14 protein-coding genes are annotated in these 26,917 nt (G+C 46.0%); 7 read left to right on the forward strand and 7 right to left on the reverse strand.

Annotated elements, in window-relative coordinates; translation table 11 throughout:
* Positions 1-393: 393 nt before the first annotated feature.
* Positions 394-4,461, reverse strand: coding sequence for a DEAD/DEAH box helicase (locus tag FEF09_RS04805; RefSeq protein WP_146304056.1), 4,068 nt, complete (start codon positions 4,459-4,461; stop codon positions 394-396).
* Between the two features lie 18 nt (positions 4,462-4,479).
* Positions 4,480-4,893 (reverse strand): response regulator, encoded by a 414-nt coding sequence (locus FEF09_RS04810; protein ID WP_146304057.1) that lies wholly within the window; start codon positions 4,891-4,893, stop codon positions 4,480-4,482.
* Positions 4,894-5,051: 158 nt separating this feature from the next.
* Here FEF09_RS04810 and FEF09_RS04815 point away from each other — a divergent pair, with 158 nt between their 5' ends.
* The gene (locus tag FEF09_RS04815) at positions 5,052-11,159 is read left to right on the forward strand and encodes a HAMP domain-containing protein (protein ID WP_222596919.1); all 6,108 of its coding nucleotides are present in this window, start codon (positions 5,052-5,054) and stop codon (positions 11,157-11,159) included.
* Between the two features lie 35 nt (positions 11,160-11,194).
* Positions 11,195-12,469 (forward strand): sensor histidine kinase, encoded by a 1,275-nt coding sequence (locus tag FEF09_RS04820; RefSeq protein ID WP_146304058.1) that lies wholly within the window; start codon positions 11,195-11,197, stop codon positions 12,467-12,469.
* A gap of 68 nt (positions 12,470-12,537) precedes the next feature.
* On the opposite strand, the gene FEF09_RS04825 is transcribed toward FEF09_RS04820, so the two are convergent.
* Positions 12,538-14,955: a glycoside hydrolase family 3 C-terminal domain-containing protein gene (locus FEF09_RS04825; RefSeq protein WP_261387333.1), complete on the reverse strand. Its 2,418-nt coding sequence runs from the start codon at positions 14,953-14,955 to the stop codon at positions 12,538-12,540.
* A gap of 244 nt (positions 14,956-15,199) precedes the next feature.
* Between FEF09_RS04825 and FEF09_RS04830 the strand changes: the two genes are divergently transcribed.
* The 5 genes from FEF09_RS04830 to FEF09_RS04850 all read left to right on the forward strand — a co-directional run bounded on the left by FEF09_RS04830 (position 15,200) and on the right by FEF09_RS04850 (position 19,497).
* The gene (locus tag FEF09_RS04830) at positions 15,200-15,865 is read left to right on the forward strand and encodes a hydrolase (RefSeq protein ID WP_146304060.1); all 666 of its coding nucleotides are present in this window, start codon (positions 15,200-15,202) and stop codon (positions 15,863-15,865) included.
* A gap of 156 nt (positions 15,866-16,021) precedes the next feature.
* On the forward strand, positions 16,022-17,917 hold the full coding sequence (locus FEF09_RS04835) for an amidohydrolase (protein ID WP_146304061.1): 1,896 nt from the start codon (positions 16,022-16,024) through the stop codon (positions 17,915-17,917).
* A 12-nt stretch (positions 17,918-17,929) separates the two neighbouring features.
* Positions 17,930-18,364 carry a DoxX family protein gene (locus FEF09_RS04840; protein ID WP_146304062.1) on the forward strand — a complete coding sequence of 145 codons (435 nt, stop codon included), beginning with the start codon at positions 17,930-17,932 and terminating at the stop codon, positions 18,362-18,364.
* Between the two features lie 12 nt (positions 18,365-18,376).
* Positions 18,377-18,850, forward strand: coding sequence for a Dps family protein (locus FEF09_RS04845; protein WP_146304063.1), 474 nt, complete (start codon positions 18,377-18,379; stop codon positions 18,848-18,850).
* Between the two features lie 5 nt (positions 18,851-18,855).
* Complete coding sequence (locus tag FEF09_RS04850; RefSeq protein ID WP_186774191.1) at positions 18,856-19,497, forward strand: YoaK family protein; 642 nt, start codon at positions 18,856-18,858, stop codon at positions 19,495-19,497.
* Positions 19,498-19,601: 104 nt separating this feature from the next.
* Here FEF09_RS04850 and FEF09_RS04855 read toward each other — a convergent pair whose 3' ends face one another.
* The 4 genes from FEF09_RS04855 to FEF09_RS04870 all read right to left on the reverse strand — a co-directional run bounded on the left by FEF09_RS04855 (position 19,602) and on the right by FEF09_RS04870 (position 26,645).
* Positions 19,602-21,539, reverse strand: a complete 1,938-nt coding sequence (locus FEF09_RS04855; RefSeq protein WP_146304065.1) for an SPFH domain-containing protein — start codon at positions 21,537-21,539, stop codon at positions 19,602-19,604.
* A 442-nt stretch (positions 21,540-21,981) separates the two neighbouring features.
* Complete coding sequence (locus FEF09_RS04860; RefSeq protein ID WP_146304066.1) at positions 21,982-24,477, reverse strand: hypothetical protein; 2,496 nt, start codon at positions 24,475-24,477, stop codon at positions 21,982-21,984.
* Entirely contained in the window at positions 24,440-25,510 is a 1,071-nt protein-coding gene (locus FEF09_RS04865) for a hypothetical protein (RefSeq protein WP_146304067.1), read from the reverse strand. The genes FEF09_RS04860 and FEF09_RS04865 overlap by 38 nt, the downstream gene beginning before the upstream one ends.
* A gap of 52 nt (positions 25,511-25,562) precedes the next feature.
* Positions 25,563-26,645, reverse strand: a complete 1,083-nt coding sequence (locus FEF09_RS04870) for a hypothetical protein (RefSeq protein WP_146304068.1) — start codon at positions 26,643-26,645, stop codon at positions 25,563-25,565.
* Between the last annotated feature and the right edge of the window lie 272 nt (positions 26,646-26,917).

The following is a 26,917-nucleotide window of genomic DNA, read 5'->3' on the forward strand; positions in this document are numbered from 1 at the left end:
AGACGGTTTTCAGGTGCCTTTTATCGAAGGCAGGTGATTCATAGGATAGTAAAAAATTATTACTGATGATTTTCATTGCATCGGCTCAAATGCCACGCCATAGCGGGATTCGAGCCGATGTAAAAAGGTGATTCATAGGATAAGTACACGCTAAAGATAATCAAATTTTGATATCAGGAAATTATTTCTTCTCTTTTTGAAATAATTAATATTAAAATGAAGAAAAATGCGTTGCGCGATAAAAAATGAGGCATTTCTAAGGGATAATTTGTCAAATTTTAAAGGTCAGATCATTCAATATCAATAGAAATACTATCTATAAATCCTTCTTCCATCATTGAGAGGGATGCTAACGGTGTTTTTCAAACAGGTAGCAGAGCAAGTCATCTCTTATTATTTATCTGCTTTTGCAATCAGAGATAATAATTCTTCGGTGGATAACTTACCACTGATATCACTTCCCTCCAGTAATCGGTCAGCAAGGTCTCTTTTACTATTGTGTAGCGCAATGATCTTTTCTTCGATGGTGTGTCTCGTCACCAGCCTGTATATCGTCACCGGTCTTGTCTGACCGATACGATATGCTCTGTCAGATGCTTGTTCTTCAATTGCAGGGTTCCACCACGGATCGAGGTGAATGACATAATCAGCCGCGGTCAGGTTCAGGCCAGTTCCTCCGGCTTTAAGACTGATCAGGAACAGTGAGCCGGCGCCTGACTGGAACTCTTTTACTACTCTTTCCCTGACAGGTATAGGTGTACTGCCATCAAGGTAACAATATGAAACATTCAGTTCGTCAAGTGCAAGTCTGACAAGGTCGAGGTGCTTTACGTACTGACTAAATACCAGTGCACGGTGATTATTGTCGATCAGCTCTTTTACGATCTCAATAAATACTGCCAGTTTGGAAGAAGGGATCCGGATCTCCGGGTCAATCATCTGTGTATTACAGGCAGCCATGCGCAGTTTACCGATCTCTGTCAGTGTATTTAAATTATGTTTGCTGGTTTTGTCTTTACTATAGCGTTTGATATTCTCGACTGCTTTCAGCCGGAGCGCTTCATAGAAAGAGGCCTCTTCCGGAGACAGTGTAATCATTTTCACGATCTCTGTTTTCTCCGGCAATTCATCCAGTACGGCTGTTTTGGTACGGCGCAGCATGAATGGTGCAATGATCTTGCGAAGGTGTTTGGTAACGGTACTTTCCGCGTTATAGATGACCGGTGTGGTAAACTGTTTATTGAAATATGGCAGACTACCCAGCAGACCGGGATTGATAAAATTGAAGAGGTTCCAGATCTCTGTCAGATGATTTTGTACCGGTGTACCTGTCAGTATCAGTCTGAAACCAGCCTGTAAAGCCATAGCGGCTTTGGAGGTTTTCGTCTGATAGTTTTTGATAGTATGTGCTTCATCCAGCACAACAGTATTCCATGGAATGATGGACAGTAACTCGTCTTCGGATTGCAGGATACCATAGGTGATCAATACCACATCAAATGGGCCGGCTGCTTTCAGCATAGCATGACGTTTACCACCAGTGATCTGTTTTACCTGCAGGGAGGGAGCGAATTTATACAGTTCGTTTACCCAGTTTGGTAATACAGACGCAGGGCAGACTACCAGCGCCGGACCTTCATGTGCTCTGTATAGCAGCATGGCAATTGCCTGAATGGTTTTACCCAGACCCATGTCATCAGCGAGACAGGCACCAGCGCCCCATGCAGCTAATCTGACCATCCAGCGGAAGCCTTCTTCCTGATAAGGGCGTAACTGCGTTTGTAAGGTAGCGGGGACTTCCGCCTGTACTGTTTCAGCTGCAGCTTGTCTGGCACGCAGTGCTTTCCAGTGTTCGTCTGTTTCTACCTGACCGGCGTCTTCAAGCAGTTCGTCCAGCATGTGTGCAGTAAGCGGGCGTATACGGAGTTCTTCGTGTTCTGCGATCGCTACACTGGCCAGTTCATTGAGCTGGCGGTAGAGTTTACCGGTCAGCGAGAGAAATTCTCCTTTTCCTAATGTTACAAACCGGCTGTTACTGGCTTTAACAGCATCCAGCAGATCTTTCAATGATAAAACAGTGTCATCATCTACTTTGAGGTCGCCATTGGCCGCAAACCATTTGCCGTCTACCCTGCGGATGGTCATGCGGAGTTGTGCCTGTGGTTCGACCATACGTACCCGTAATTTGTGTCCTTCCGGCCATTCGGCAGTGGCCAGTTCGGGATGACGTTGTATGACTTCCAGTAATTGCAGACATTCAAGAGGATCTTCAAAGATGATGACGTCATCTTCTATTTCCTGTCTGACAGATTCCTGTATGAGTATAACCAGTTTTGCCAGATTGCTCTTTTCTGCATCAAGATCGCGGGTGGCCTGACAACGTTCCCCATTGGTAACCCCTATCAGGTGACGGGCGCCTTCTCCCGGTTTGCAGTAAGGTGGATCATTGACAAATGGTTTTACAAAGAATGAAGCTCTCAACGCATCGCCGGTAGGTTGTAGTTGTACGCGTATGCGGGTATCGCCTGTACGTTGTCTGATATTTAATGCAGCTGTGTCGTCCAGATTGGAATGTACAGTCATATGAGCGCCTATATTGCGTAGCGCCTGCATCAGTTTATCTTTCCCTGTGGAAGGTACTGTCTCAATCTGTCTGAGCGTCTGCAATACAGTACGCTGCTGCTGTGTGAGCCGGATGACTTTCAGACGTGTATCAGATTCTTTTATCAGTACTGTATCACTGATATAGTCATTGATATTGGTGCTGAATACATAGCCGTTTCCTGTTTTATTGACGATCAGCTCTGGTTGCCCTTTCACAATCTCCACAGGAATTTCCGGTGCTTCCAGCATGAAAAGATAAGGGTGTCCCGTTATTTCATGCCATACTCTTTCACCGAAGGCATAGGCCTCGGTACCATAGGTATGATAGTTTTCTTTGATGATCGCTCCGGCAATCCGGGTATCATGATCCGTCATCGATTCTATCAATCCATCCTTTAGTTTTTTTAGTTCCACGATCCTGCCCCTGCTCCATCCGGTATCTCCCTGATGTGTTTGTATAACCGGCTGTATCTCTGATTTGCGTATGTCAATGAGGTATGCCAGTCGGGTGGCGGCAGGTGCTTTTTCTTTTTGTGGCTTACCGGCTTCCGGTAGTATGAGCACATTTAGCAGGCGTTCCCAGTCAGCTACCGGCTGCATCCGCGAGAAGATAGGCTCTTTACCGATGAAGGTAGCCAGTTCGCGGAATGTCTTTTCGTTATTCAGATATGCCTGATCGCGGAACAGGTATAACAGCTCGTATGTGAGCAGGCGATATTTGCGCTGTATACCGTGGTATACAATGACTTTGAGGAAGGGACTATATTGTTTGAGTAGTTTACTTTTCGGGTGATATGCCTGCAGGCATATCAATGCCAGATAACTGAGAAGGTATTTCTCCGGTTGTTTAGAAGTCGTTTCCAGCAGGATCTGCAGGATGTGATCCGCCTTTTCTTTGCGTCCGCTATGAAAGTGTAACAGCGCAATAGCGGGCGTAATATCCTGAAACAATTTTTTATCGTAGGCAGCAACTACCTTGTTGATGGTTGTATATGCTTTTTCTTCCGGTAGTATGGTCAGGGTATAGGTATACAGGAAAGCAAATAGTGGTGATACCGGAATCGTATTCTTTTTATCCTGCTGCCGTTGTTGTTTGATACCCTGTTCAAAGGAGGTCAGTGCTTTATCGGGCTGACCCTCGTAGAGGTGTACTACTGCCTGTGCATATGTAGCTTCTGTACCGGTGATCTCCTCTCCTGCTTCTCCCGCCTGTAAGGTCACTTCTGCATGTGCCAGGGCAGTCGGTGCTGTCCTGATCAATGTGGCGACCTGTACTTTCAGTTGTTGCAATGCATCAGGTGTACTCATCGCCAGCAGGTGCTGTCTGACCGCCGCATTATAGATAGTGGTAATGCTGCCGGTATCGAACAAACGCAACAATCCCTCGTATGCCGGATAGTATAACAGATAACAGAGGTATGGAAAATATTCAGCGAGTTCAAAACTGATTTTCCTGACAGGTTGGAGCAGCAAAGAACGATCGCCGGTAAAAAAGGCTGTCAGTAGTTGCTGTAGTTCCTGCAATCGGGCGCTGGTACTGTAAAAAGAGTATGGTTTTGCGTGATCGAGCAGACGCAGGTATTCCGGTTTTCTGATATTTTCCGGAAACAGCAGGAAACCCAGCTCCGGGATTAGGGAATAATTGCCTGCCAGATTATATGTCCCCAGTCCTTTTTCCTTCAGCAGTTCGAGAATATCGAGTATACGGTCCTGCGGCATTTCCCTGACACGGTTTACTGCGTCAAGAAAAGTATATCGCTCCAGTGGATAAAGGTATACAGACAATACATCAACTACGATGCGGGCATCGGCGTCCAGTGATTGGTACTGCTCAGTGTAAAAGGAATGATTCACCATGGCTGGTGCAAGTTCCGATCATTCTTTGACAAAAGAAAGCATATACCTCGCAGTAGTCAGGAAAGAAGCGAGGTCGTTAGGTTTTGTGATATAGTCTTTAACACCCAGTTCAATGCTTTTCGCTTTAAAAACGGGAGATGTTGAGGTGCTCCAGATAATTTTCGGAATATCCATGAAGCGGCCCTGATCGTTCAGTTCCTTTACTACTTCTACGCCGGTAAGCTCAGGGATATTATAATCGAGTATCATGAGTGCAGGCATATCGCTTTCACCCATGGTGTCAAGATATTTCACGAATTTTCTACCATTAGGGATGCACACCAGTTGCCAGGTGGGATCTATCTCCTCTATTGCATTTTCCAACAGCTCCTGGTCATCAATATCATCTTCCGCCAACAGGATCAGCCTCTTCGAATGGCCTGAAAGTTGCATCTGTAAAGTTGTTTTTTAATAAGAACAAATGTAATCACTTCAAACCATATAATACATAACATCTATATGCGATAGCCAAAAGAGCCGTAGAGATTGATAAACACAACTTAAAGAAATTTTCAACTTATACATATAAGTGTTTCGCTAACACCTTCACTATGAACACGCGGAGAAAAAATCCCGATAGTACTGCCCTGTCCAAGAAAGATGTGGAAAAGACTCCACAGACTTCCACAACAAAGCGCAGCAAAGAAACCAAACAAGTATACACACCCGTAGCAGATGAATTGGATTTGCGGCAGTTATTACAGGTCCTGCTGGATGTCAGGAGTGGTAATTTCTCCACAAGGATGTCAGCAGACAATATCGGGCTGAGTGGCAAAATCTGTGACACTCTTAATGAGATCATATCTCTGAATGAAACGCTTGTAGAAGAGCTGACCCTGGCAAGAAATACCATCGGAAAGATGGGACGTCTGAATCACCGTGTGGTCATGCCCCGTACAGCAAAGGGTTCGTGGGATACTGCGGTTGCTTCTATTAATACATTGATCTCTGATCTGGTGCATCCCACTATTGAAATCGCACACGTAATCAGCTCCGTGGCGAAGGGAAACCTCTCGCAGGAAATGCCGTTGCAGATCGAAGATCACGTGTTGCAGGGGGAATTTGCGCGTATTGCGACAGAGGTGAACGGGATGGTGAAACAGCTGAATCTCTTTTCGCGTGAGGTGACGCGTGTGGCGCGTGAGGTAGGTTCTGAAGGTAAGCTGGGCGGACAGGCGAAAGTAAAAGATGTGGCCGGTGTGTGGAAAGATCTGACCGACTCTGTAAACCAGATGGCGGGTAATCTGACAGCACAGGTGCGTAACATCGCAGATGTAACGACAGCGGTAGCCAAAGGTGACCTTTCCAAGAAAATTACTGTGGATGTACAGGGAGAGATCCTTGAACTGAAAGATACTATCAATACGATGGTGGATCAGCTGAACTCCTTCTCCTCCGAGGTGACCCGTGTGGCACGTGAGGTAGGTACGGATGGTAAGCTGGGTGGTCAGGCCGAGGTAAAAGGTGTGGCAGGTACATGGAAAGACCTGACCGACTCCGTAAACCAGATGGCGTCTAACCTGACTGGTCAGGTGCGAAATATCGCGGAAGTAACAACCGCGGTGGCAAGAGGTGACCTCTCACGTAAAATAACCGTGGACGTACGCGGAGAAATCCTGGAGTTAAAAAACACCATGAATACCATGGTGGACCAGCTGAACTCCTTCTCGGTAGAGGTGACGCGTGTGGCGCGTGAGGTAGGTTCCGAAGGTAAACTGGGGGGACAGGCAACAGTAAAAGGTGTAGGTGGTGTATGGAAAGACCTGACCGATTCGGTAAACCAGATGGCGGGTAACCTGACGGCACAGGTGCGTAACATCGCTGACGTAACCACGGCGGTGGCAAAAGGTGACCTGTCCCGTAAAATTACCGTGGATGTAAAAGGTGAAATCCTTGAATTAAAAAATACCATCAATACGATGGTGGACCAGCTGAACTCCTTCGCTTCCGAGGTGACGCGTGTGGCACTGGAGGTAGGTACGGAAGGTAAGCTGGGTGGTCAGGCGAAAGTGCAGGGTGTGGGTGGTACATGGAAAGATCTGACCGACTCGGTAAACCAGATGGGATCTAACCTGACGGCTCAGGTGCGTAACATCGCAGAGGTAACAACTGCGGTAGCCAATGGTGACCTGTCAAAGAAGATCACGGTAAACGTAGAGGGTGAGATCCTTGAACTGAAAAAGACCATTAATACGATGGTGGACCAGCTGAACTCCTTCGCTTCCGAGGTGACGCGTGTGGCGCTGGAAGTAGGTACAGAAGGTAAGCTGGGTGGTCAGGCGAAAGTGCAGGGTGTCGGTGGTACCTGGAAGGATCTGACAGAGTCGGTGAACCAGATGGGATCTAACCTGACGGCGCAGGTACGTAATATCGCAGAGGTAACAACCGCGGTGGCGAAAGGTGATCTGTCGCGTAAGATTACAGTGGATGTGAAGGGAGAGATCCTCGAGCTGAAAAATACGATCAACACGATGGTGGACCAGCTGAACTCCTTCGGTTCGGAGGTGTTCCGTGTGGCGCGTGAGGTAGGTTCTGAGGGTAAACTCGGTGGTCAGGCCGATGTACCGGGTGTGGAAGGTCTCTGGAAAGACCTGACCGACTCCGTGAACATTATGGCGTCCAATCTGACCTCACAGGTACGTAACATCGCGGAGGTAACGACGGCGGTGGCAAACGGTGACCTGTCGCGTAAAATTGAAGTAGACGTTAAAGGAGAGATCCTTGAATTGAAAAATACCATCAACACCATGGTGGAACAGCTGCGTGCGTTTGCCTCTGAGGTAACGCGTGTGGCGCGTGAAGTGGGTACAGACGGTAAATTGGGTGGTCAGGCATTCGTACCGGGTGTCGGTGGTACATGGAAAGACCTGACGGATTCCGTAAACCAGATGGCCGGTAACCTGACGGCACAGGTGCGTAATATCGCAGATGTGGCGATTGCGGTGGCGAATGGAGACATGTCCCGTAAGATTACAGTGGACGTACGTGGAGAGATCCTGCAGCTGAAAGAAACACTGAATACAATGGTGGATCAGTTGCGTGCATTCGCTTCTGAGGTGACGCGTGTGGCGCGTGAGGTGGGTACAGATGGTAAACTGGGTGGTCAGGCATTCGTACCGGGTGTCGCTGGTACATGGAAGGATCTGACGGACTCCGTAAACCAGATGACGGGTAACCTGACCTCACAGGTGCGTAACATCGCTGAGGTAACAAAAGCGGTGGCATCAGGTGACCTGTCCAAGAAAGTAACAATTGACGTTAAAGGAGAAATCCTTGATCTGAAAAATACCATCAACACGATGGTGGACCAGCTGAACTCCTTCGCCTTTGAGGTGACGCGTGTGGCCCGTGAGGTCGGTACGGAAGGTAAACTGGGTGGTCAGGCTGAAGTACAGGGCGTGGGTGGTACATGGAAAGACCTGACAGACTCGGTGAACATGATGGCGTCCAACCTGACGAATCAGGTGCGTGGTATCGCGAAAGTAGTAACCGCAGTGGCAACGGGTAATCTGAAACAGAAACTCTCCATCGTATCACGTGGTGAGGTGGCACAGCTGACCGAAACCATCAACGAAATGATCGATACACTGGCCCTCTTTGCCGATCAGGTAACAACGGTGGCCCGTGAGGTGGGTGTAGAAGGAAGATTGGGTGGTCAGGCAAGTGTACCTGGTGCATCCGGTATCTGGAAAAACCTGACGGAAAACGTAAACCAGCTGGCAGAGAACCTCACCACACAGGTACGTGCTATCTCGGCAGTAGCTTCGGCGGTAACGAAAGGTGATCTGACCCAGATGATCCGCGTGGAAGCGAAAGGTGAGGTAGAAGAACTGAAAGATACCATCAACCAGATGATTGCCAACCTGAAACAGACAACCCTCCGTAATCAGGAACAAGACTGGTTGAAATCCAACCTTGCGAAATTCACGCAGATGCTGCAGGGGCAGAAAGACCTGAATACGGTAACCCGCCGTATCCTGTCAGAGCTCGCTCAGGTAGTAAATGCGCAAAAAGGCATGTTCTACATTCTGGAACAGGAAGAGAACCTGCTGAATCCAAAACTGAAATTATTTGCAGCATATGCATATGGTAACGAGGTAAGCGTATCCCGTGAGTTTGCCCTCGGACAAGGACTCGTGGGACAGTGTGCCGTAGAAAAAGAACGTATCCTGCTGACTAACGTACCGTCTAATTATATTAAGATCAGCTCCGGATTAGGTGAAGCTACGCCTGTTAACCTGATCGTACTACCGGTATTGTTTGAGCAGGAGATCAAAGCAGTAATAGAACTTGCCTCTTTCGATACCTTCAGCCAGACACACTTAGACTTCCTGAGTCAGCTGACAGAAAGTATCGGTATCGTATTGAACACGATCGAGGCTAACTCAAGAACGGAAGATCTGCTGGAACAATCCCAGTCACTGGCTGATGAGCTGAGAAGAACGAACGAGGAACTGCAGGATAAAGCGCATCTGTTGGTGAAACAGAAAGATGAAGTGGAAGAGAAGAACAAGGAGGTGGAAGAAGCCAGAAGATCACTGGAAGAAAAAGCAGAACAGTTACAGCTGACATCAAAGTATAAATCAGAGTTCCTTGCAAACATGTCGCACGAGTTGCGTACACCGCTGAACTCATTGTTGATATTAGCGCAACAGTTGTATGAAAACCATGATGGTAACCTGAATGAAAAACAGGTACGTTATGCGAAAACCATCCATAGTTGTGGTGATGACCTGATACAACTGATCAACGATATTCTTGACCTCTCAAAGATCGAGTCTGGTTATATCTCTACCGACTTTATCAAGGTGCGTTTCAACGAAGTAGTATCTTTTGTGGAAACTACCTTCAAACACATCTCCGAAAGTAAGAGTCTCCGCTTCCGTATCGAAATGGATGATCAATTGCCACAGTCACTGGAAACGGACGTACAGCGTCTCAACCAGATTCTGAAAAACCTGTTGTCAAATGCATTCAAATTCACCGAAAAAGGAGAAGTAAAACTCCGCATCTATGAAGCTAAACGTAACTGGCGACTGATGAACGGTAGTCTTGACAGTGCGGACAGAGTAGTGGCATTCGAGATCAGGGATACCGGCATCGGTATTTCAAAAGACAAACAGAATATCATTTTCGAAGCATTCCAGCAAGCGGAAGGTTCTACCAGCCGTAAGTATGGTGGTACCGGTCTGGGGCTGTCTATCAGCCGTGGTCTGGCAGACCTGCTGGGTGGTTCTATCGAATTGGAAAGTGAAGTTGGAAGAGGAAGTATCTTTACTTTGTTCCTGCCATTACAATACAATCCGGCTGCGATCAAACGCGAGAAACAAAGTAGTCTGACAGTAGGACAATATCAGTTGCCCGAAAGCTATGAGCCGACTCTTGTACAACCAATAGCACAGACGAAACTGCCGGAAAATCTGGAAGGACTGAATGAGATCATCAACGAAATAGGCGACGACCGAACCCATGTCATTGAATCAGACAAAGTCGTATTGATCGTAGAAGACGATGTGCGCTTTGCGAAGATCATGCTGGAAAAAGCCCATGAAATGGGATTGAAAGTGGTGGTGGCAACCAGCTTCGGTGATGTATTCGATCTGACCAACAAGTATAATCCGATTGCAGTTACACTGGATGTGAAGTTGCCGGATGCCAGTGGATGGAGGGTGCTTGATCTGTTCAAAAATGATATTAACTTAAGGCATATCCCGATTCACCTCATATCCGGAGAAGAAAACCGTTTACTGGCAATGCATCGTGGTGCAAGAAGTTTCAGTCTGAAGCCACTGAAAGCTGAAGCACTGAATATATTGTTCAACAGTATCATGGAACATGATAGCCGCAAGACGAAGAAAGTGCTTGTGGTAGAAGACAATGAACCGGATGCATCACAGATTGCGCGTATCCTTGACAATGGGGAGCTGATAGAAATGGACTTTGTGGAAAACGGTAAAGCCGCTATTGATAAGGTGAATAGTACATTATATGATTGTATCATTGCAGACTATATGTTGCCGGATATAGATGGTGCTGAGTTTGTAGCCAATATGAATACGGTTAACAGGCACAATGCTACACCGGTGATTGTGTACTCCGCGAAAGACTTTACCAACAATGAGCGCTCGAAACTGAAGCAGTATGCCAATAAAATACTGCTGAAAGGCGTTAACTCATTGGACCTGTTGCTGGAAGAAACGATTATGCAGTTGCATATCAATCACCAGTTCCTTGCACCGGAGAAGAAGAAACTTATCGAAGATCTGCGTTCACAGAAAGATGTGTTGATCCATAAAAACGTACTGGTAGTCGATGATGACGTACGTAACCTGTTTGCATTGACCACTGCCTTTGAACGTTTCCATATCAATACCATTACCGCAGAAAGTGGCAAGGAAGCCATGAATATCCTGAGCGAGAATAGTGATATCGATATTGTACTGATGGATATTATGATGCCTGAGATGGATGGCTATGAGACGATGCAGAAGATCAGAAGGGAACATAAGAACAGTGCTTTGCCTATTATTGCAGTTACGGCCAAGGCGATGAAAGGCGATAGAGAGAAATGTCTGGAAGCAGGGGCTTCAGATTATATTACAAAACCGTTAAAAATTGATCAGTTATTATCGTTGATGCGGGTATGGTTGTATAGATAGTATATAGAGTATTCATTTGAAAAAATCAGACAGTTTTGCACGAACAGGATTTAATAAAAATATTAGTTGTTGACGACCGGTTGGATAATTTATTATCGATTGAATCCATCCTGGAAAGGGAGAGCTATACGATTGTAAAAGCCAACTCGGGTAGGGCTGCACTGAAGATCCTGTTGAAGGAATTTGATTTTTCATTGATACTGATGGATGTACAGATGCCGGATATGAACGGCTTTGAAACTGCAGCCCTGATCTATCAGCGGGATAAACTGAAAGAGATTCCCATCATTTTCATTACAGCACACAGTCATGAAGAAGAAGCGATCTTTAAAGGATATAAAGTAGGTGCGGTAGACTTTATCTATAAGCCGATCAATCCTGAGTTACTACGTGTAAAGGTAGGCCTGTTCGTTGAGCTGTACCGGAAAACGCAGTCTCTTATTGCGCAGGAGCAGAAACTGCTTACTGCAAATGCTTCCCTGCAAAGGGAAATTGAAGAGAAGGAAGCTTCTGAGTTAAAGGTGCGTGAGTTGAACAGACAATTGTTACAGAACAATATGCACCTGAAAGCAGTCAATGAAGAGCTGGACAGGTTTGCCTATATCGCTTCGCATGACCTGCAGGAACCTTTGCGTAAGATCAGGGTGTTCAGTGATATGATCCTTCAGAAGAAGAGCAGTACGGGCGACGTCGATAAATATGTACATAAGATCACCAATGCAACGATTCGTATGCAACAGCTGGTGAGTGATCTGTTACGCTTTTCCCGTCATTCCATTCAGGGAGGTGACTTCACGGTATGTGATCTGAATGATCTGGTACGCGACGCATTGACAGAACTGGAGATCAAAGTACAGCAATCCAGTGCCAATATAAAGATCGAGAAACTGCCTTCTATACAGGTAATACCTACTTTAATGCGACAGGTGTTTTACAACCTGATCAGCAATGCGCTGAAGTTCCGTAAAAAGGAAGTATCTCCGGAAGTACGTATTTATGCCGAGTTGGTAGCGTCTCCTGATCCTCATCTGCGTGAAAGACCAGATGGTAATTACTATAAGATCTTTGTTGTTGATAATGGGATTGGCTTTGAAAGTCAGTATGTCGAAGATATATTCGTTGTGTTTAAGCGACTACACAGTTATCATGAGATTGAAGGGACAGGTATCGGCTTGTCTATCTGTAAAAAGATCATGGAGCAACACAATGGTTTTATTACGGCGATGAGTGAAATTGATAATGGCGCGACGTTTATTATCGGGATACCGGAGAAACAGCTATTGCCGGTGAATATGTCCTTAATGGAATAAAATCTTTATAAAAGAAGAAAGGCCGTCAGCAATTAACTGGCGGCCTTTCTTCTTTATAACAATCCGGATCAGTATTTACATACTACCTGTTGCTTTACTTCAAATTGTCCGTTTAAACGGATGTCTTCAGAAGAAGCTCCCACCATCAATGTGAAAGTCCCCGGTTCTACCACCCATTTCATATCAACATTCAGCAATCTCAGGTCATCAGGAGACAGTTCGAATTTTATCTCTTTCTGCTCGCCCGGTGCCAGATGCACACGCTGGAATTTCTTCAGTTGTTTTACTGCTGTAACCACAGAACTGGCGTTATCACGGATATAGAGCTGTGCTACTTCATCACCCGCTACTGAGCTTGTATTCTTCAGTTTGAAGCTGACTGTTACTTTCAGGTTGTTGCCATTCGCCTGAACAGCTGACTGCAGCTCTTTGTATTCAAAGCTGGCGTAGCTCAGACCGTGACCGAAACTGTAGAGTGGTTTGGCATCCATTTCAACATAATCGTGTCTTGCCGCGCTTTTATAGTTATAATAAACTGGCAACTGTCCCACAGACTTGGGAATGGATACCGGTAAACGGCCGGCAGGATTGTAATCGCCGAAGAGTACATCTGCGACAGCATTACCGCCTTCCTGACCGGGATACCATGCGTTGACAATTGCAGGTACATTTTTAGCCGCCCAGTTGATATTAAGCGGACGACCTTCAATCAGTACCAATACAACTGGTTTGCCGGTCGCCACGATGCTTTCCAGTAACTTTGACTGTAAACCCATCAGATCGAGACTAACCCTGTCGTAACCTTCACCGCTTTCCATATCGCTTACTGCTACTTCAGCAGCTTTCACCTCTGCGGCACCGGTACTTTGGAATGTTGTTTCGAAATCACGTGCGCTGGATCCACCGAGTACGATCACCACAGCATCTGCCTGTTGGGCGGCAGCTACGGCAGCACTGATATTCGCGTGTGCCGTATCACGGATAGCACAACCTTTTACATACGTTACCTTAGTATCACCAGATACTTTCGCTTTGATACCTTCTAATACAGTTACTATCTTTTCCTGTGGCTGCGGAGCAGTATAATCACCTAACTGGTTATAGATGTTATCTGCGTTAGGGCCGATCACAGCCAGATTTTTGATCGTTTTCTTCAAGGGCAGCAAACCGTTATCATTTTTCATCAGCACGATGGATTCAGCTGCTACACGTTTGGACAGTTCTCTGTTGGCGGCTGTACCTACTGTTTTCTCTGCTACATCCACATCTACATAAGGATGTTCGAATAGTCCCATGGTAAATTTCAGCCGGAGTACATGCGCTACTGCTGTATCCAGAGTGGCTATTGTAACCTTCTTATTATTGACTGCTTTGATCAATGCATCACCATATGCCTCACCTCCGAGATCAGCATCCAATCCGGCGTTTATAGCCAGAGTAGCTGCTTCTTCCATCGTTGCTGCTACATGGTGTGTAGAGCGTACGCCCGGAATACCACCAAGGTCAGACACAGAGAAACCTCTGAAGCCCCATTGTTTTACCAGTACATCTTTCAACAGGAAGCTGTTGGAACTGCAGGGTATACCATCGATAGAGTTATAAGAAGCCATAATAGACAGAGCTCCTGCTTTCACTGCTGCCTGAAAAGGAGGCAGATAAGAGGAATACAGGTCACGCAGACCTGTCAGAGCGATACCTCCATTATGACCGCCTTCCGGAGAGCCATAGGCAGTGAAGTGCTTCAGTGTAGAGATCACATTGCTGCCACTGCCGATATTACTACCCTGAAAACCTTTTACCATAGAGATACCCATCTGACTGATCAGATATGGATCTTCTCCATAAGTTTCTTCCAGTCTTGACCAGCGCGGTTCGCGTACCAGATCCAGCACAGGGCCGTAACCTATGTGAGCGCCCTGTACACGTGCTTCTTTTGCAATTGCACCTGCCATCTCCTGAATAAGCGCAGGATCCCAGGTGCTCGCCTGACCGATAGAAGTAGAGAATACGGTCGTACCGATCGCCATATGTCCATGCGGACATTCTTCTGCCAGCAGTAATGGAATTCCCAGCCGGGTATTTTCCATCATATACTTTTGCAGGGCATTGGTAGCGATAGCGGCCTGTTTAGGCGATAAACCCGTTACTAATGTCTTTTGCGTCCATGGATCGGCTCTCAGCGTAGCCCAGAAGCTACCGATATACCTTTTGGACATTACAGATTTAAACTTGTCACTGACGCCTACAGAGTCGCCTTTTTTGTCATACATCTCCCATCCCAGCAAGGTGCAGAGCTGACCAACCTTTTCTTCCAGTGTCATTCTTTTCAGGAGATCTTTCACTCTGGCGTCAACGGGTGCTGACGCATTTTTGTAGACGACAGAAGTAGTGGGGGTCTTTTTGACCTGCGCGAAGGCTTGAGTGCCAAGGCCGAGCATTGCAATACATAGCATGAAATGGCTGCGGCTACCGGCTGTTTTTTTCATTTTCATTGGACCTGTTGATAAGATTCTATTATGTTGAGTTAATTGACAATCATTCAATTAATCAGGTTGTAAGTAAAAATAACAAGTAGGGAGGGGAATTTCAGAATAATTTTCGATCGGTGCATATTTTACCCTCCATCCCCTTCGATAATTTATACAACATTTGAAGGCATATGGCAATTGCCGCCCCGCTCATGCATAAATACCTTTGATCTCATAATTCACACACTAAACTATAGAGATCATGTCTAATGCGACTAAACACACAGGTGCAGAAGCTCAACCATCAGCTGCATTACTTACACCAGACAACCACACTCTCGTACTGATCGATTATGAAGGTCAGATGGGCTTTGCCACTAAAAACATTGATATTATCGAACTGCGTCAGAACGTAGCACTGGTTGCCGGTGGATCCAAAATCTTTAATATACCGACTGTTGTAACTACTGTAGCAGAAGACAGTTTCAGCGGACCAGTATTCCTGGAGCTCGAAGAGGCTTATCCTAAAGCCAGCTCCGGTTATATAGACAGAACTTCCATGAACACATGGGAAGATATCAACGCATACAGAGCAATTGTAGGTAAAGGAAAGAAGAAGATCGTACTGGGTGGTCTCTGGACAGGTGTATGCATCGTCGGACCGGCATTATCTGCTATCGCAGAAGGTTACGAAGTATATGTGATCACTGACGCATGTGGTGACGTATCTGCTGAAGCACATGAAAGAGCTGTACAGCGTATGATACAGGCAGGCGCTATTCCGATCACTTCTGTACAGTATGTACTGGAACTGCAGCGCGACTGGGCAAGAACAGGTACTTATGAACCGGTGACAACCCTGATGAAAAAACATTCAGGTGCTTATGGTATCGGTATCCAATACGGACATAACATGCTGAAGCACTAATCAGTATTCTTTATAGCAGTTTATGACTGCATACTATACAACGAGACAGGGGCGCCTGTGCCGGAGGCACATTGATATGTGCCTCCGCATTACAGGCTGATTGGCGGAGATCCTGCGTTAACGGCATCATAAAAAAGACCGTTCAAATACCATAGCATGAAAGCGGATTTAATACTTTATAACGGGAATATTCATACAGTCGATCATGAACAGCCGACTGCAACAGCTGTTGCTATCAGAGATGGCAAATTTGTAGCAGTGGGCGACGATAGTACTGTAATGAAATATGCAGATGATAGTACAAAGATGATCGATCTGAAGAGAAAACGTACTATCCCCGGCATTAATGATTCCCATACACATCTGATACGTGGCGGGCTGAATTATAATCTGGAACTACGCTGGGATGGCGTACCCTCTTTGGCAGATGCTTTGAGAATGTTGAAAGAACAGGTAGCCCGCACCCCTACTCCGCAATGGGTGCGTGTAATCGGTGGATGGAGCGAATTCCAGTTTGCCGAAAGACGTATGCCTACACTGGAAGAAATCAATGACATCGCACCGGATACACCTGTGTTTATCATGCACCTCTACAATAGCGCATTGCTGAACAGAGCTGCACTGAAAGCGGTCGGTTATACCAAGGATACACCTGATCCTCCCGGAGGCAGGATCCAGCGTACTGTCAGCGGAGAACCAACAGGGCTGTTACTGGCTTCTCCGAGTGCGGCCATCTTATATGCCACACTGGCAAAAGGACCGAAATTGTCATATGAATACCAGATGAATTCTTCCCGTCATTATATGCGGGAAATGAACCGTCTGGGTATCACCAGCGTTATCGATGCGGGTGGAGGATTTCAGAATTTCCCCGACGATTATAAAGTAATAGATGAACTGCATAAAAATGGTGAGCTGACCGTACGTATCGCTTATAACCTTTTTACGCAGCGTCCTAAACATGAAGAAGAAGATTTTGATAGCTGGGTAAAATCAGTGAAACTATATCAGGGAGACGATATGTACCGTCACAATGGCGCCGGCGAAATGCTGGTTTTCTCTGCTGCAGATTTCGAGTCGTTTATGAACCCGCGTCCCGATCTGCCGGAAGTGATGGAAGAAGAACTGGAAAGAGTCGTACGACTGCTGGTAGCCAATCGCTGGCCCTTCCGTCTCCATGCCACTTATAATGAGAGCATCACCCGTTTCCTGAATGTGTTTGAGAAAGTGAACAGGGATATTCCATTCGATGGTTTACCATGGATCTTCGACCACGCAGAAACAATCGACGAGAAAAATATAGAAAGAGTAAAAGTATTGGGTGGTGGTATCGCGATACAGAGCAGAATGGCCTTTCAGGGAGAATATTTTACTGACAGATATGGTAAGCATGCGGCCGCTCAGACTCCGCCGGTAAAGAAGATGCTGGATATGGAAGTGCCGGTTGGTGCCGGTACGGACGCTACCCGTGTGTCCTCTTATAATCCATGGATAGGCCTGTATTGGCTGAGCGCCGGAAAGACGGTCGGCGGACTGGAACTGTACGACAAGCAACAACGCCTGAGCAGAGAAACTGCATTGGAACTTTATACAAAAGGCAGTGCATGGTTCTCCAGCGAACAACATAAAAAAGGCTGTATCAAAACAGGTATGCTGGCAGATCTGACAGTGCTGGACAGCGATTATTTTACTGTTGAAGATGAAGCGATCAAGTCGATAGAAGCCGAATTGACAATAGTGGATGGTCGTATTGTGTACGCTAAGGATGATTTTCAGCAATGGGCGCCACCGGCTATTCCGGTATTGCCTGACTGGTCTCCTACGGCTATTTACAACGGTTATTACCCCGGTTCGAACAGACTGAGTGCCAAAACACCTCCTGCAAAACTGACAGCTGCGCCAGCTGCTGATATCAGCGCTGTAGTACACCAATGTATAGGCAGCTGTAGCGTACATGCACATGACCATGACAAAGCGCGTATGAGTGAGGTACCAGTTAATAACTATACAGCATTCTGGGGCGCATTGGGTTGTTCCTGTTTTGCTTTCTAATCCAATAAGATAATGATCGAGATAATCAGGCAATTACTGTACTCCGATGCAGGCAGTGATTTCAATAACTGGGTGTTGCTGGTATTCCGGGTATTGCTGGCATTCGAATTATTCCGGGTACACGGACTGAAAAAATTCAGGATAGAAAATGGAGAACGCGAACATGTTCCTAATCCCTTACACCTGCCGGATAAACTGAATGGCTTGATGGCCACCCTCGCAGATACCGTGGCGCCTTTTCTGGTGATGATCGGTATCGGTACACGACTGGTTGTATTGCCCATCATTGGGGTGACCGCCGTCGGTTATTTTGTAGTTCATCGCCACGATAATGCGGAAGTAAGAGACGTCCCCTATATGTACACGCTTTGTTTCCTGTTCATGTTATGTATGGGAGCAGGCACTATATCAGCAGATCACTACATCTATTCAATATTAACACAGTAAATCTATTTGCAGATGGAACCAAATATCGGTATCAAAAAGGACAACCTTTCCTCAGTAGCACATGAACTGATGAAAATTCTGGCAGACGAATTCGTATTGTACACCAAAACACGTAATGCACACTGGAACGTAGAAGGTCCGGATTTTCATTCCAAACACGTATTCTTTGAAGCGCAGTACGAAGAGCTGGATGAGATCATGGATAGCGTTGCAGAACGTATCCGTTCTATCGGTCACTATTCTCCTGCTACCCTGAAAGAATACCTGTCTCTGACGCATCTGACGGAGAAAAGCCGTTCAGCAAATGACGGTGCTGGTTTCATCAGCGAATTGTTATCAGACCATGAAAGCATTATCATCCACCTGCGTGAGAATGTAAACCGCTTTGCCAATGAGTGGCATGACCTGGGTACCAGTGACTATATCACCGGTCTGATGGAAACGCATGAGAAGATGGCGTGGATGTTAAGAGCTCATTTAAGATGACTGATATGGATAAAAAGAATATCGCCCTTGTCAGCTTAATACTGGCTTTTGCAGCCGGTTTCTGCGACGCGGCAACCTTCACGGCAGCGGAAGAGTTATTCTCTGCACATGTGACGGGCAACTTTGTGGTTTTTGCTTATGACCTGATCAGAGGTGCAGAAACACAATCCTGGTTGAAATTATTGTCTTTCCCGGTATTTACACTGGCTGTTGTCAGTGCCGGTTGGTACGCTCCCAGACTGAAAAGTGGTTATACCCTGTTGTTTGTGGAAGGAGTGATCTTATTGGTAGCCGGGGCATTTGATCTGGCATTGGACAGACCCGGTACTATCTGGGCGGCCACCTTGCCTTATGTAGTTGTACTGGCTATGGGTATACAGAATGCTTTCGGACGATTGTACGCAACCGCAGCCTATGCACCTACTACGATGATGACCGGCAATGTAACGCAGCTGACATTGGATGTCGCTAAAATATTGATGCCCGGTGTATGGAACAGTGATAAACGTCCGGCTTTCGGAAAACAGTTTATTATCATAGGCGGGTTCCTTGTAGGTTGTGTGGCCGGCGCATTTCTGGCGGCTCACTTCGGATTATGGACCATCGCTTTACCGGGATTGTTGTTACTGTTCATCAGCTTTATCTGATCACTGACAACAGAACGATTGTTTATTAAAGACGGGAAATGGAAAAGGGCTGCCCGCTCTGGCGGGACAGCCCTTTGTCGTATATGTAGAAATGGATGAAAGGGTTATTTGTTTTCAGCGGATTCCGCTTTGTCTGTTTGTGCTTCAGTAGTTTGTTTGTTGCCCAGTTGTTCCAGCAGTTTGAGGCCGAGTAATCCACCGATAGGACCGTTGGTACTGTCGCCACCTCCGATGAGGATATCAGGCATGATCTTGATATGTTGCTGACCGATGGCTTCCATTACTTTCAATTGTGTAAAGTTGTTACCACCCATCGCCTCTACCGCTAGTTTATAAGACTCTGCGCTGGATTTACCAATCGCGAGGATCTTTTCCGCTTCCGCGTTACCGGTGAGAGAGATCTTTTCTGCGTCTGCTTTTGCAATCAGTTCGGTTCTTTCTGCTTCTGCTTTCGCCAGCACACGTACTTTTTCCGCCTCACCACTTGCCATCAGTTTCATTCTGTCAGCTTCCGCATTGGCCTGCAGACGTACGCTGTTTGCGTCACCCGTAGCTTTTTTCACTGAAGCGTCGGCAATTCTTTCCGCGATCAATACACCCTGATCGGCTTTTACGATCTCTTTCTGGATTTCAGCGATCGCAGTTTCTTTTTCCAGTGCCTGCCTTGTTTCCTGTGCACGCATCTGGGTGTCATAGGTTACTTTCTGTTCTTCCGCCAGCTTACGGTCAGTCAGTGTCTTCATCAGGCTCTCCGGAGGAACGATGTCACCTATCAGTGTATCCACACCGAATACGTTATATTGTTCGAGCACTCTTCCGATATGCGCTTTCGCCGATTCCTGCCGTTCCTTACGGCTTTTCAGGAAGTCGATCACCTCAGCATCCTGCGCAGAGTTACGGAAGTAGTTACCGATCGTTGGTTCCAGTACCTGTGTGACGAGGTTACTCATGTTACCGAAACGTGCAATCACTTTTGGCGCTTCGTTGGAAGGGATGTGAATGATCTGTGCCACATCCAGATTGAAGGTAAAACCGTCCTTACTACGTACTGTAATGGTAGAAAGGTTCTTATCCAGCTGGTGTGCTTCGCTCCGTGCGGAGGCCCAGTTTAACACCAGATTGGTTGTTGGTACATATTCCACCTTCATGATGTAGGAGTTGATCGGATATTTACCCGGTCCCAGTGGTTCTGCCCACACACCTTTGTGGTTTTTGGCAACAATGTTACCGTGTTTGAATTCGGTGCCACTGATATCTTCACCATCATTACCTACGTAAGAGATGACAACACCCACATGGCTGATGGGTATTTCCGTCATCTGACGCATTTCCACTTTGGCAAACCATGGGTTGAGGAAGTAGGAACCGGCGAGGATGACCTGCTCCTGCAAACCTTTATATCCACCATTGTTAAGGAAAGCGTCTGCGTCCTGAAAGTTGTTATGGTTCTGAATGATCTTACCTGCGATCTGACCATTTTCGATCGCCTGTCCTTCAAGGGTGGTTACGATGGCAACCGTGTTGTCAGGTACGGTGGTCATATCAGTGATTTCCACTTCGAACAGGAATGTGTTTACACGGTAAGAACCGGGTGTCATGATCGCTGTCTGACGACCTTTCTGACCACCATTGTTCAGGAATGCCTCCGCATTCTGATACGCGTCACTGTCTACACGACGTGCCAGAATTGCGCCCGGATTCAGTGGTGTACCGTCTTTTGCCAGTACCAGACCAATCTTACCGGTAGGAATGATGGTAAAGGACTGGAAAGTCACTTCATACTGCCAGAACCATTTCCAGAAGTATACACCGGGAGCCAGCGTCTGGGCCTGAAAACCCGCTTCGCCGCCGGTAGCGATGATACGTCCTTCTGGTAACTCCTGTTTACCCATCAGTACGAATTTTTTGGTCACAAGACCGATCTTGTCTTCCGGTACAATAACAAGACCGAAGAAGACGCGAAGAATGTACTTGTAAAATACAAGACATAGGATGGGCAGGCCGATCATGATCAGCCACCTGATCACTTCAGATGATTGCATAGTGTTGCTGTTTAGTGTTTATGTATGTGATGTGTATAGATATAGGATGCCCTTGACGCGTATGTATGCATATACGCGGACAGATCGTACGTTGCCGTACAAGTGTGCATAGCAATGCCATGTACAGTTTGAACTGTATTACAGCGTATCGCTGACAGGAAGCCTGTTAAAACTTTCCGTCGTTCGTAAACTTAAATTCCGGGGGGAGAAGTGTTAAGAATGGTGAAGTGTAAAAAGTGCAAGTCAGCACGTATAGAGGAATCGGTGTCCATTTGTAAATTGATTACCACACAAAGGTTATAACAATTTTCTGAATTGCAAAAATGGTTTGGAATTTTAGTAATAAAACCGGGTGTAAAAATACCCTGCTAGAATATGTAAATCATATCGTTATGCGATGTGCATAACTTCTATAAAATTTTTTGCTCCAAAGTAGTGTTTTCTAGTGCTTTAGGTATTCTTCTACGTCCGGACAAAAGGTGCGTGCATCGGCAAATGTTTCCGTGTCAGCATATCTTTCTTTCAGGACTGCCAGGTACGGATAACTGTATGGTAAAATCTCTTTTTTGTAGTTGGAAATACCATTCGTCGATCTGTACCTCATTTCTTCGGTAAAGAAGCCATATCTGGCCTGATCACATACCGTCATCATAAGTAATACCTTCGCGTGTAGCTCTTTCTGTATACCAGAAAACTGACGTGCCTTTTCGTACATCTCCATCGCGTGGTTACAACGGTAATAATCGCTCTTAAAGATCGCCTTATTGGGATAAAAAGAGAAGTAAGCCCATTGATAATCACTGTCTCCCTGACTGTTTGGCTCATTGCTGGATTTTCCATAGCTGCTTAACATCCAGCATCTGCCATAATAACTGATGTTAAAATAGGCATTGCCCAGCGCATAATAGAAGCGCGCTTTGGCGGAGTTGTCAGTAGCTTTCGCCAGACTGTCTTCCAGTAAAACGATGTCTTTTACGATCGCTTTTTTGCTTGCATGCGCATAGCGTTGCTGTACCGGTTCATCCGGCATCAACGAACCCGGGCTGCCGATATAGGTCCGGGTGAGGTAGGTACTATATTCATAGTTCGCCTCCCAGAAGTCGTCCGGTATTTTATTGAGCGTAGCAGCAGCTTCTTTGAATGTATGTTGCCGTATCTGTAAGGTGGCCTTTGCATCTCTGTAGAAATCATCCGGCGCCCAGATAGCGGGCGAGATCATTTTTTCAAAAGGCGTCTTATTCGTTTTGTGTTTTAATGCGAGCACCTTATCCAGATCTGCCGGAGCAGCATATTTGTCAAAATAAGCGATACGCGAATAACTGATACGGGAAGTATCTCCGATATACCCTGTATATTCATTGATCTCAGTCTTTGACTGCTGTAGTAGCAGTCCTGCTGTCAGATGATCGCCCAATGCACGGTAACGTTGGCCCAATAAGAGGTAAAGCGCCGAACGCAGATCTCTGTTCTGCCCCCAGTCATCCATGGCGTATGTCAATTGCTCCGCTCTCATAATGGTACCTGCTTTCTCCAGTGCCCGGAACTGTTCATACAGCTCCTGCTTTACCTGACTGCTATGCAGGTCTTTGGCATAAAAAGAGCTGAGCAGGTTCTCTACTATCGCCTGACGGCGGATGGTATTATCCTTTGCGTTTTTGAGTCCGGCAGCATAAGTGCCTGCCGTAGCATATTGCCCATCCATGTTATACAGATGTGCAATCGCCAGCCGTAACATATCTCTGTGCGGCGTTTTCCTTTGCTGCATGGTGATCAGAAAGTCCCGTAGTGTACGCAGGTATTCTTTATCGCTTAGCAGGTTTTTCTTTGCGTAATAAACATAGCCTGTATCCGGTTTACTATCTCTTTCCGGATCGTTTTGTTCAGCAGCCAGTTTCTCTGCATAAAAGGTGTTTACATTGATCAAAGGGTTGAATCCAAGTACGGTAGGAGAATAGATCCAGTCTTCCAGTTTATTGACTTCACGGCATACCAGCATCGGAAGGAATTCATTGTCAGGCTCTATTTCATAGAGTTGTTTCAGATAGTCCAATCCTCTGCCCGGTTGTTTTAATCCCTGCATCAGCGATATAAGTGCCAGCAGATGAGGGGCTGGTTTGGTAGCTGCAAGGTCTGCCAGATCTTTCCTGCGCAGATTGGCAAATACGAATCCCTTTTTACTTTCGCACCGCTCAAATGTCTCCAGCAGGTAGCGGGTACACTCATTATTGTCTGATTGTATCAGAGCATAATACAATAGTGCCCAATCGGCAACAATCGTCTTATGGTTTTTCAAATGGGCATTGTAATAGTCTGTCAGCTGTGGTCTTAATACGGAGTCAGCGTTGTAGTAATACATTTTAATCAGCTGAAATGCATAACGATCCTTCAGGAAAGGCATTGTTACTTTGCTGGTATTCTGGCGCACGACATGCAGGATTGAATCCGTATTGACACCACTCCCCTTTTCATTCCAGGGATCCAGTTCGCCCTGCTGACTGAATTCTATCTGTTTGGCCAGTGCCATATAATTCAGTACATCCTTTTGTGCAGGTTGACATAACCATTTGATGAAAGAATTGTCTTTCAGCTGTTGCCATTTATTATGCTTATAAGCATACAGAAAATCATCAGGAGAGACGTCATACTGTACGGTATAAATATCCTTTAAAGAGACTGCTTTTCCGGTTACCTGCTGCCATTCACTACAATTCGTCCAGTAGTCTTTTTTCCGTGGATCGGAATCAAAATAACTGACAAAGGGAATTGAATAATAGAGTGGCGCAAGGTCGTTTTTCCCTGACAGGTCTGGCTGAAACAATGCAAAACGGTACGCTTCATCCGGCAATTCCGGTCCACAGCTTTGCGTGTCCAGATAAGGAACAAACAATAAACCAAGCGCACTAACGGCCAGCAAAAGCCGTTTTAATAACTTTTTCATATGTCCTGATTGATGACTGATGCCAGTGATAAAAAGCAATACGTTGATAATCGGGGATTTTTTCTTCTACCAACCTGATAGCGGTCTGTAAGGTCGCTGTATCCGGATATTCCATACGCAATATGTCTCCTGCGCGGTAGTAGTTTTCACCGAGTACGGTGTCTGTCCTGATACGGTAGCGTTGTTTGTCAAGTGCAACAAACGAACTGGTATCTTCAATGAACTCCGGTCCGTCATGGACGATACCTTTGAACTCATTTCCCCGGAACCATGCATACCAGCCAAATACCGGAAAAGCAATATCCAATGATAAGGGGTAATCCTTTCCGGAAAGGTATTGTTTCAGTGTATTGATATCGAAGACAGAATTGATGGTGCCGGCATCTTTAATATTGCCGAGATTATAGCACATCAGCATGCCGCGGTCAACTGGTGGAACGCCCGTCTTATCAGGATATTTATAAGGATACAACCTGATGGTAGCAGATAAGGTATAACCCGGAAACAGTTGTCTGATCTCCCGCAGGAAATGAAAATACTTATCACGTGTACCGGCTGTCCAGTCACAATCAATCTGAATTTCGGGTTCTTTTATCTCTTTGGTGACTGCCGTATCTGTCGTGTATTGTATCTCGCTGTTCAGCTTATTGATCTTATCTGCTACCCTTTGGGCCAACTGTGCACAGGAACTGTCCGCCATCCTTTCAAAGGTCCGGTTAGTGATAAATACTACCGGCGTGTACCCACCGCTCACAAACTGCCTGACCTCATACGCTCCTCTGAATTCCGCTTTGGGTATGGGCATAGAAAGATTCTCACTCCAGTCTACATCAAATAAATGCAGATAGACGTGTGAGACATCCAGTGCCCGTCTCAGGGAATCCTGCGGATCACCTGACGGGTACATATCATAGATTAAATCATAATCCGATTTCCAGTAATAAAACGCATGTTCCGGTGGTGTACGTTTGGACGTACACGAGTTAAATACCAGCAAAATCAGCAGTAACAGCAATACTTTGGAGTGATACATAGATCGGTGGGAAAGTGGGATAAATGTACCAAAAAAAAGTAATACTGAATTGTTAAAACATCAGGGTTCCATTATCAATATCTAATGTTGTTGCTTCTGGTTGCTGCCTTGTGATATAAGGAATCGTTTCTACATTGAAAAGACCGCTTGTAGTGAGTCCTAAGGCGGCTCCACCTACTCCTCCGATCAATCCTCCCCAGAAGAGTGATTGGTTTCTGCGATTACTCGCTTCCAGATAATTGGATATCACAAAACTGTTACCGCTTTTTTCGATAGGAATCAATCTTTCTTTATAGTAGATATACAGTTCTCCGTCTTTGCAGATACCCCATGGATTTTCTACTACCGGACCAATATTATCATTCGTCCCTACCTCCTGAATGATCACATCTCTTCTTTTGACTTCCACATTGAATTTTTCAATGGATGGTTTATTCTCCAGAAATTCCTGATAAGTCTTGTATACACCGGGTTTATAAGTAGTCGTTTGCAGAATGGGTAATGCAAAGCGGTTTTGCTCTTTGGATACGATATCTGTTACAGTCAGCGTGGCATTTTCGGTAGCTGTATTCGCAGCATCAATAGATTTATTCCAGAGGAGTCCGAATACTTCAGCTATGTTTTCATCATGTTTGCTGGTAACATCCATACCTCCTCTTAATAGTACGGTATCGAGAGTGCTGATGTGCTGATAGTGTGCATTGTCCTTGCTCAGGTAAGCATTTGCTTTCAGTCTGACATAGGCCTTTTCACTCATGGCAAAAGTGCGTTCGTTGATACGCAGGTCTTCTACCACCCAAAGTAACTGAGCACCTGAAGCTGTCAGTGCCGGTTTGAAGCGGGTATCCGCAAAATCCTGCAGATAGGCATTCCACGGCTTGTTTGGGACAGCACTGATCCTTTTATTGGCCATACCTACCTGTACAAAGCCAAGGCGGAGGGTGTCGCCACAGGCAGGGATTACCGTTATGCCTGCAATAGGAACGGCAGGTGCTGATATATCAGCTGCCTGAGAAGAGAGCTTAATCTTTTTGACTTTTTCTGATTTTGCCGGAAGATCATTATCGGTTGGGTATTGTGCTTTTGCCGCAAGGAATTGTACCAGCAGCAGGCTAACAGTCAGTATGTATTTCATGGGTATAAGCATTTTTGCTCGTTAAATATAAGTAATTCGGATGGGGAAGTTGGGGGCTGCCGGTTAGATTTTTGTAAACATTATATATCTTGGCCCAAGATTCCAACGTTATGAACAAGCGACTGTTTTATGTATCCTTTCTGATCATATCCTGCATCATTATATTTTCCCAATGTGTCCGTAAAGCGCCGCAAACAGACAGCGCTGATATCAGGGGAAAACAGTTTGCAGGAGCGGCCGCCTGCATGAGTTGCCACCGGCAGATTTACGAC

Origin of the sequence: Chitinophaga pinensis (genome assembly GCF_007896845.1) — a bacterium.
In the GTDB taxonomy this organism is placed as follows: Bacteria; Bacteroidota; Bacteroidia; order Chitinophagales; family Chitinophagaceae; genus Chitinophaga; species Chitinophaga pinensis_C.

What these genes read in the sequence shown, in the direction of transcription:
- FEF09_RS04870 (WP_146304068.1), bottom strand. Translation starts at nt 26,645, where the DNA reads ATGAAATACATACTGACTGTTAGCCTGCTGCTGGTACAATTCCTTGCG.
- FEF09_RS04865 (WP_146304067.1), bottom strand. Translation starts at nt 25,510, where the DNA reads ATGTATCACTCCAAAGTATTGCTGTTACTGCTGATTTTGCTGGTATTT.
- FEF09_RS04805 (WP_146304056.1), bottom strand. Translation starts at nt 4,461, where the DNA reads ATGGTGAATCATTCCTTTTACACTGAGCAGTACCAATCACTGGACGCC.
- FEF09_RS04860 (WP_146304066.1), bottom strand. Translation starts at nt 24,477, where the DNA reads ATGAAAAAGTTATTAAAACGGCTTTTGCTGGCCGTTAGTGCGCTTGGT.
- FEF09_RS04845 (WP_146304063.1), top strand. Translation starts at nt 18,377, where the DNA reads ATGGAACCAAATATCGGTATCAAAAAGGACAACCTTTCCTCAGTAGCA.
- FEF09_RS04840 (WP_146304062.1), top strand. Translation starts at nt 17,930, where the DNA reads ATGATCGAGATAATCAGGCAATTACTGTACTCCGATGCAGGCAGTGAT.
- FEF09_RS04815 (WP_222596919.1), top strand. Translation starts at nt 5,052, where the DNA reads ATGAACACGCGGAGAAAAAATCCCGATAGTACTGCCCTGTCCAAGAAA.
- FEF09_RS04825 (WP_261387333.1), bottom strand. Translation starts at nt 14,955, where the DNA reads ATGAAAAAAACAGCCGGTAGCCGCAGCCATTTCATGCTATGTATTGCA.
- FEF09_RS04830 (WP_146304060.1), top strand. Translation starts at nt 15,200, where the DNA reads ATGTCTAATGCGACTAAACACACAGGTGCAGAAGCTCAACCATCAGCT.
- FEF09_RS04850 (WP_186774191.1), top strand. Translation starts at nt 18,856, where the DNA reads ATGGATAAAAAGAATATCGCCCTTGTCAGCTTAATACTGGCTTTTGCA.
- FEF09_RS04835 (WP_146304061.1), top strand. Translation starts at nt 16,022, where the DNA reads ATGAAAGCGGATTTAATACTTTATAACGGGAATATTCATACAGTCGAT.
- FEF09_RS04810 (WP_146304057.1), bottom strand. Translation starts at nt 4,893, where the DNA reads ATGCAACTTTCAGGCCATTCGAAGAGGCTGATCCTGTTGGCGGAAGAT.
- FEF09_RS04855 (WP_146304065.1), bottom strand. Translation starts at nt 21,539, where the DNA reads ATGCAATCATCTGAAGTGATCAGGTGGCTGATCATGATCGGCCTGCCC.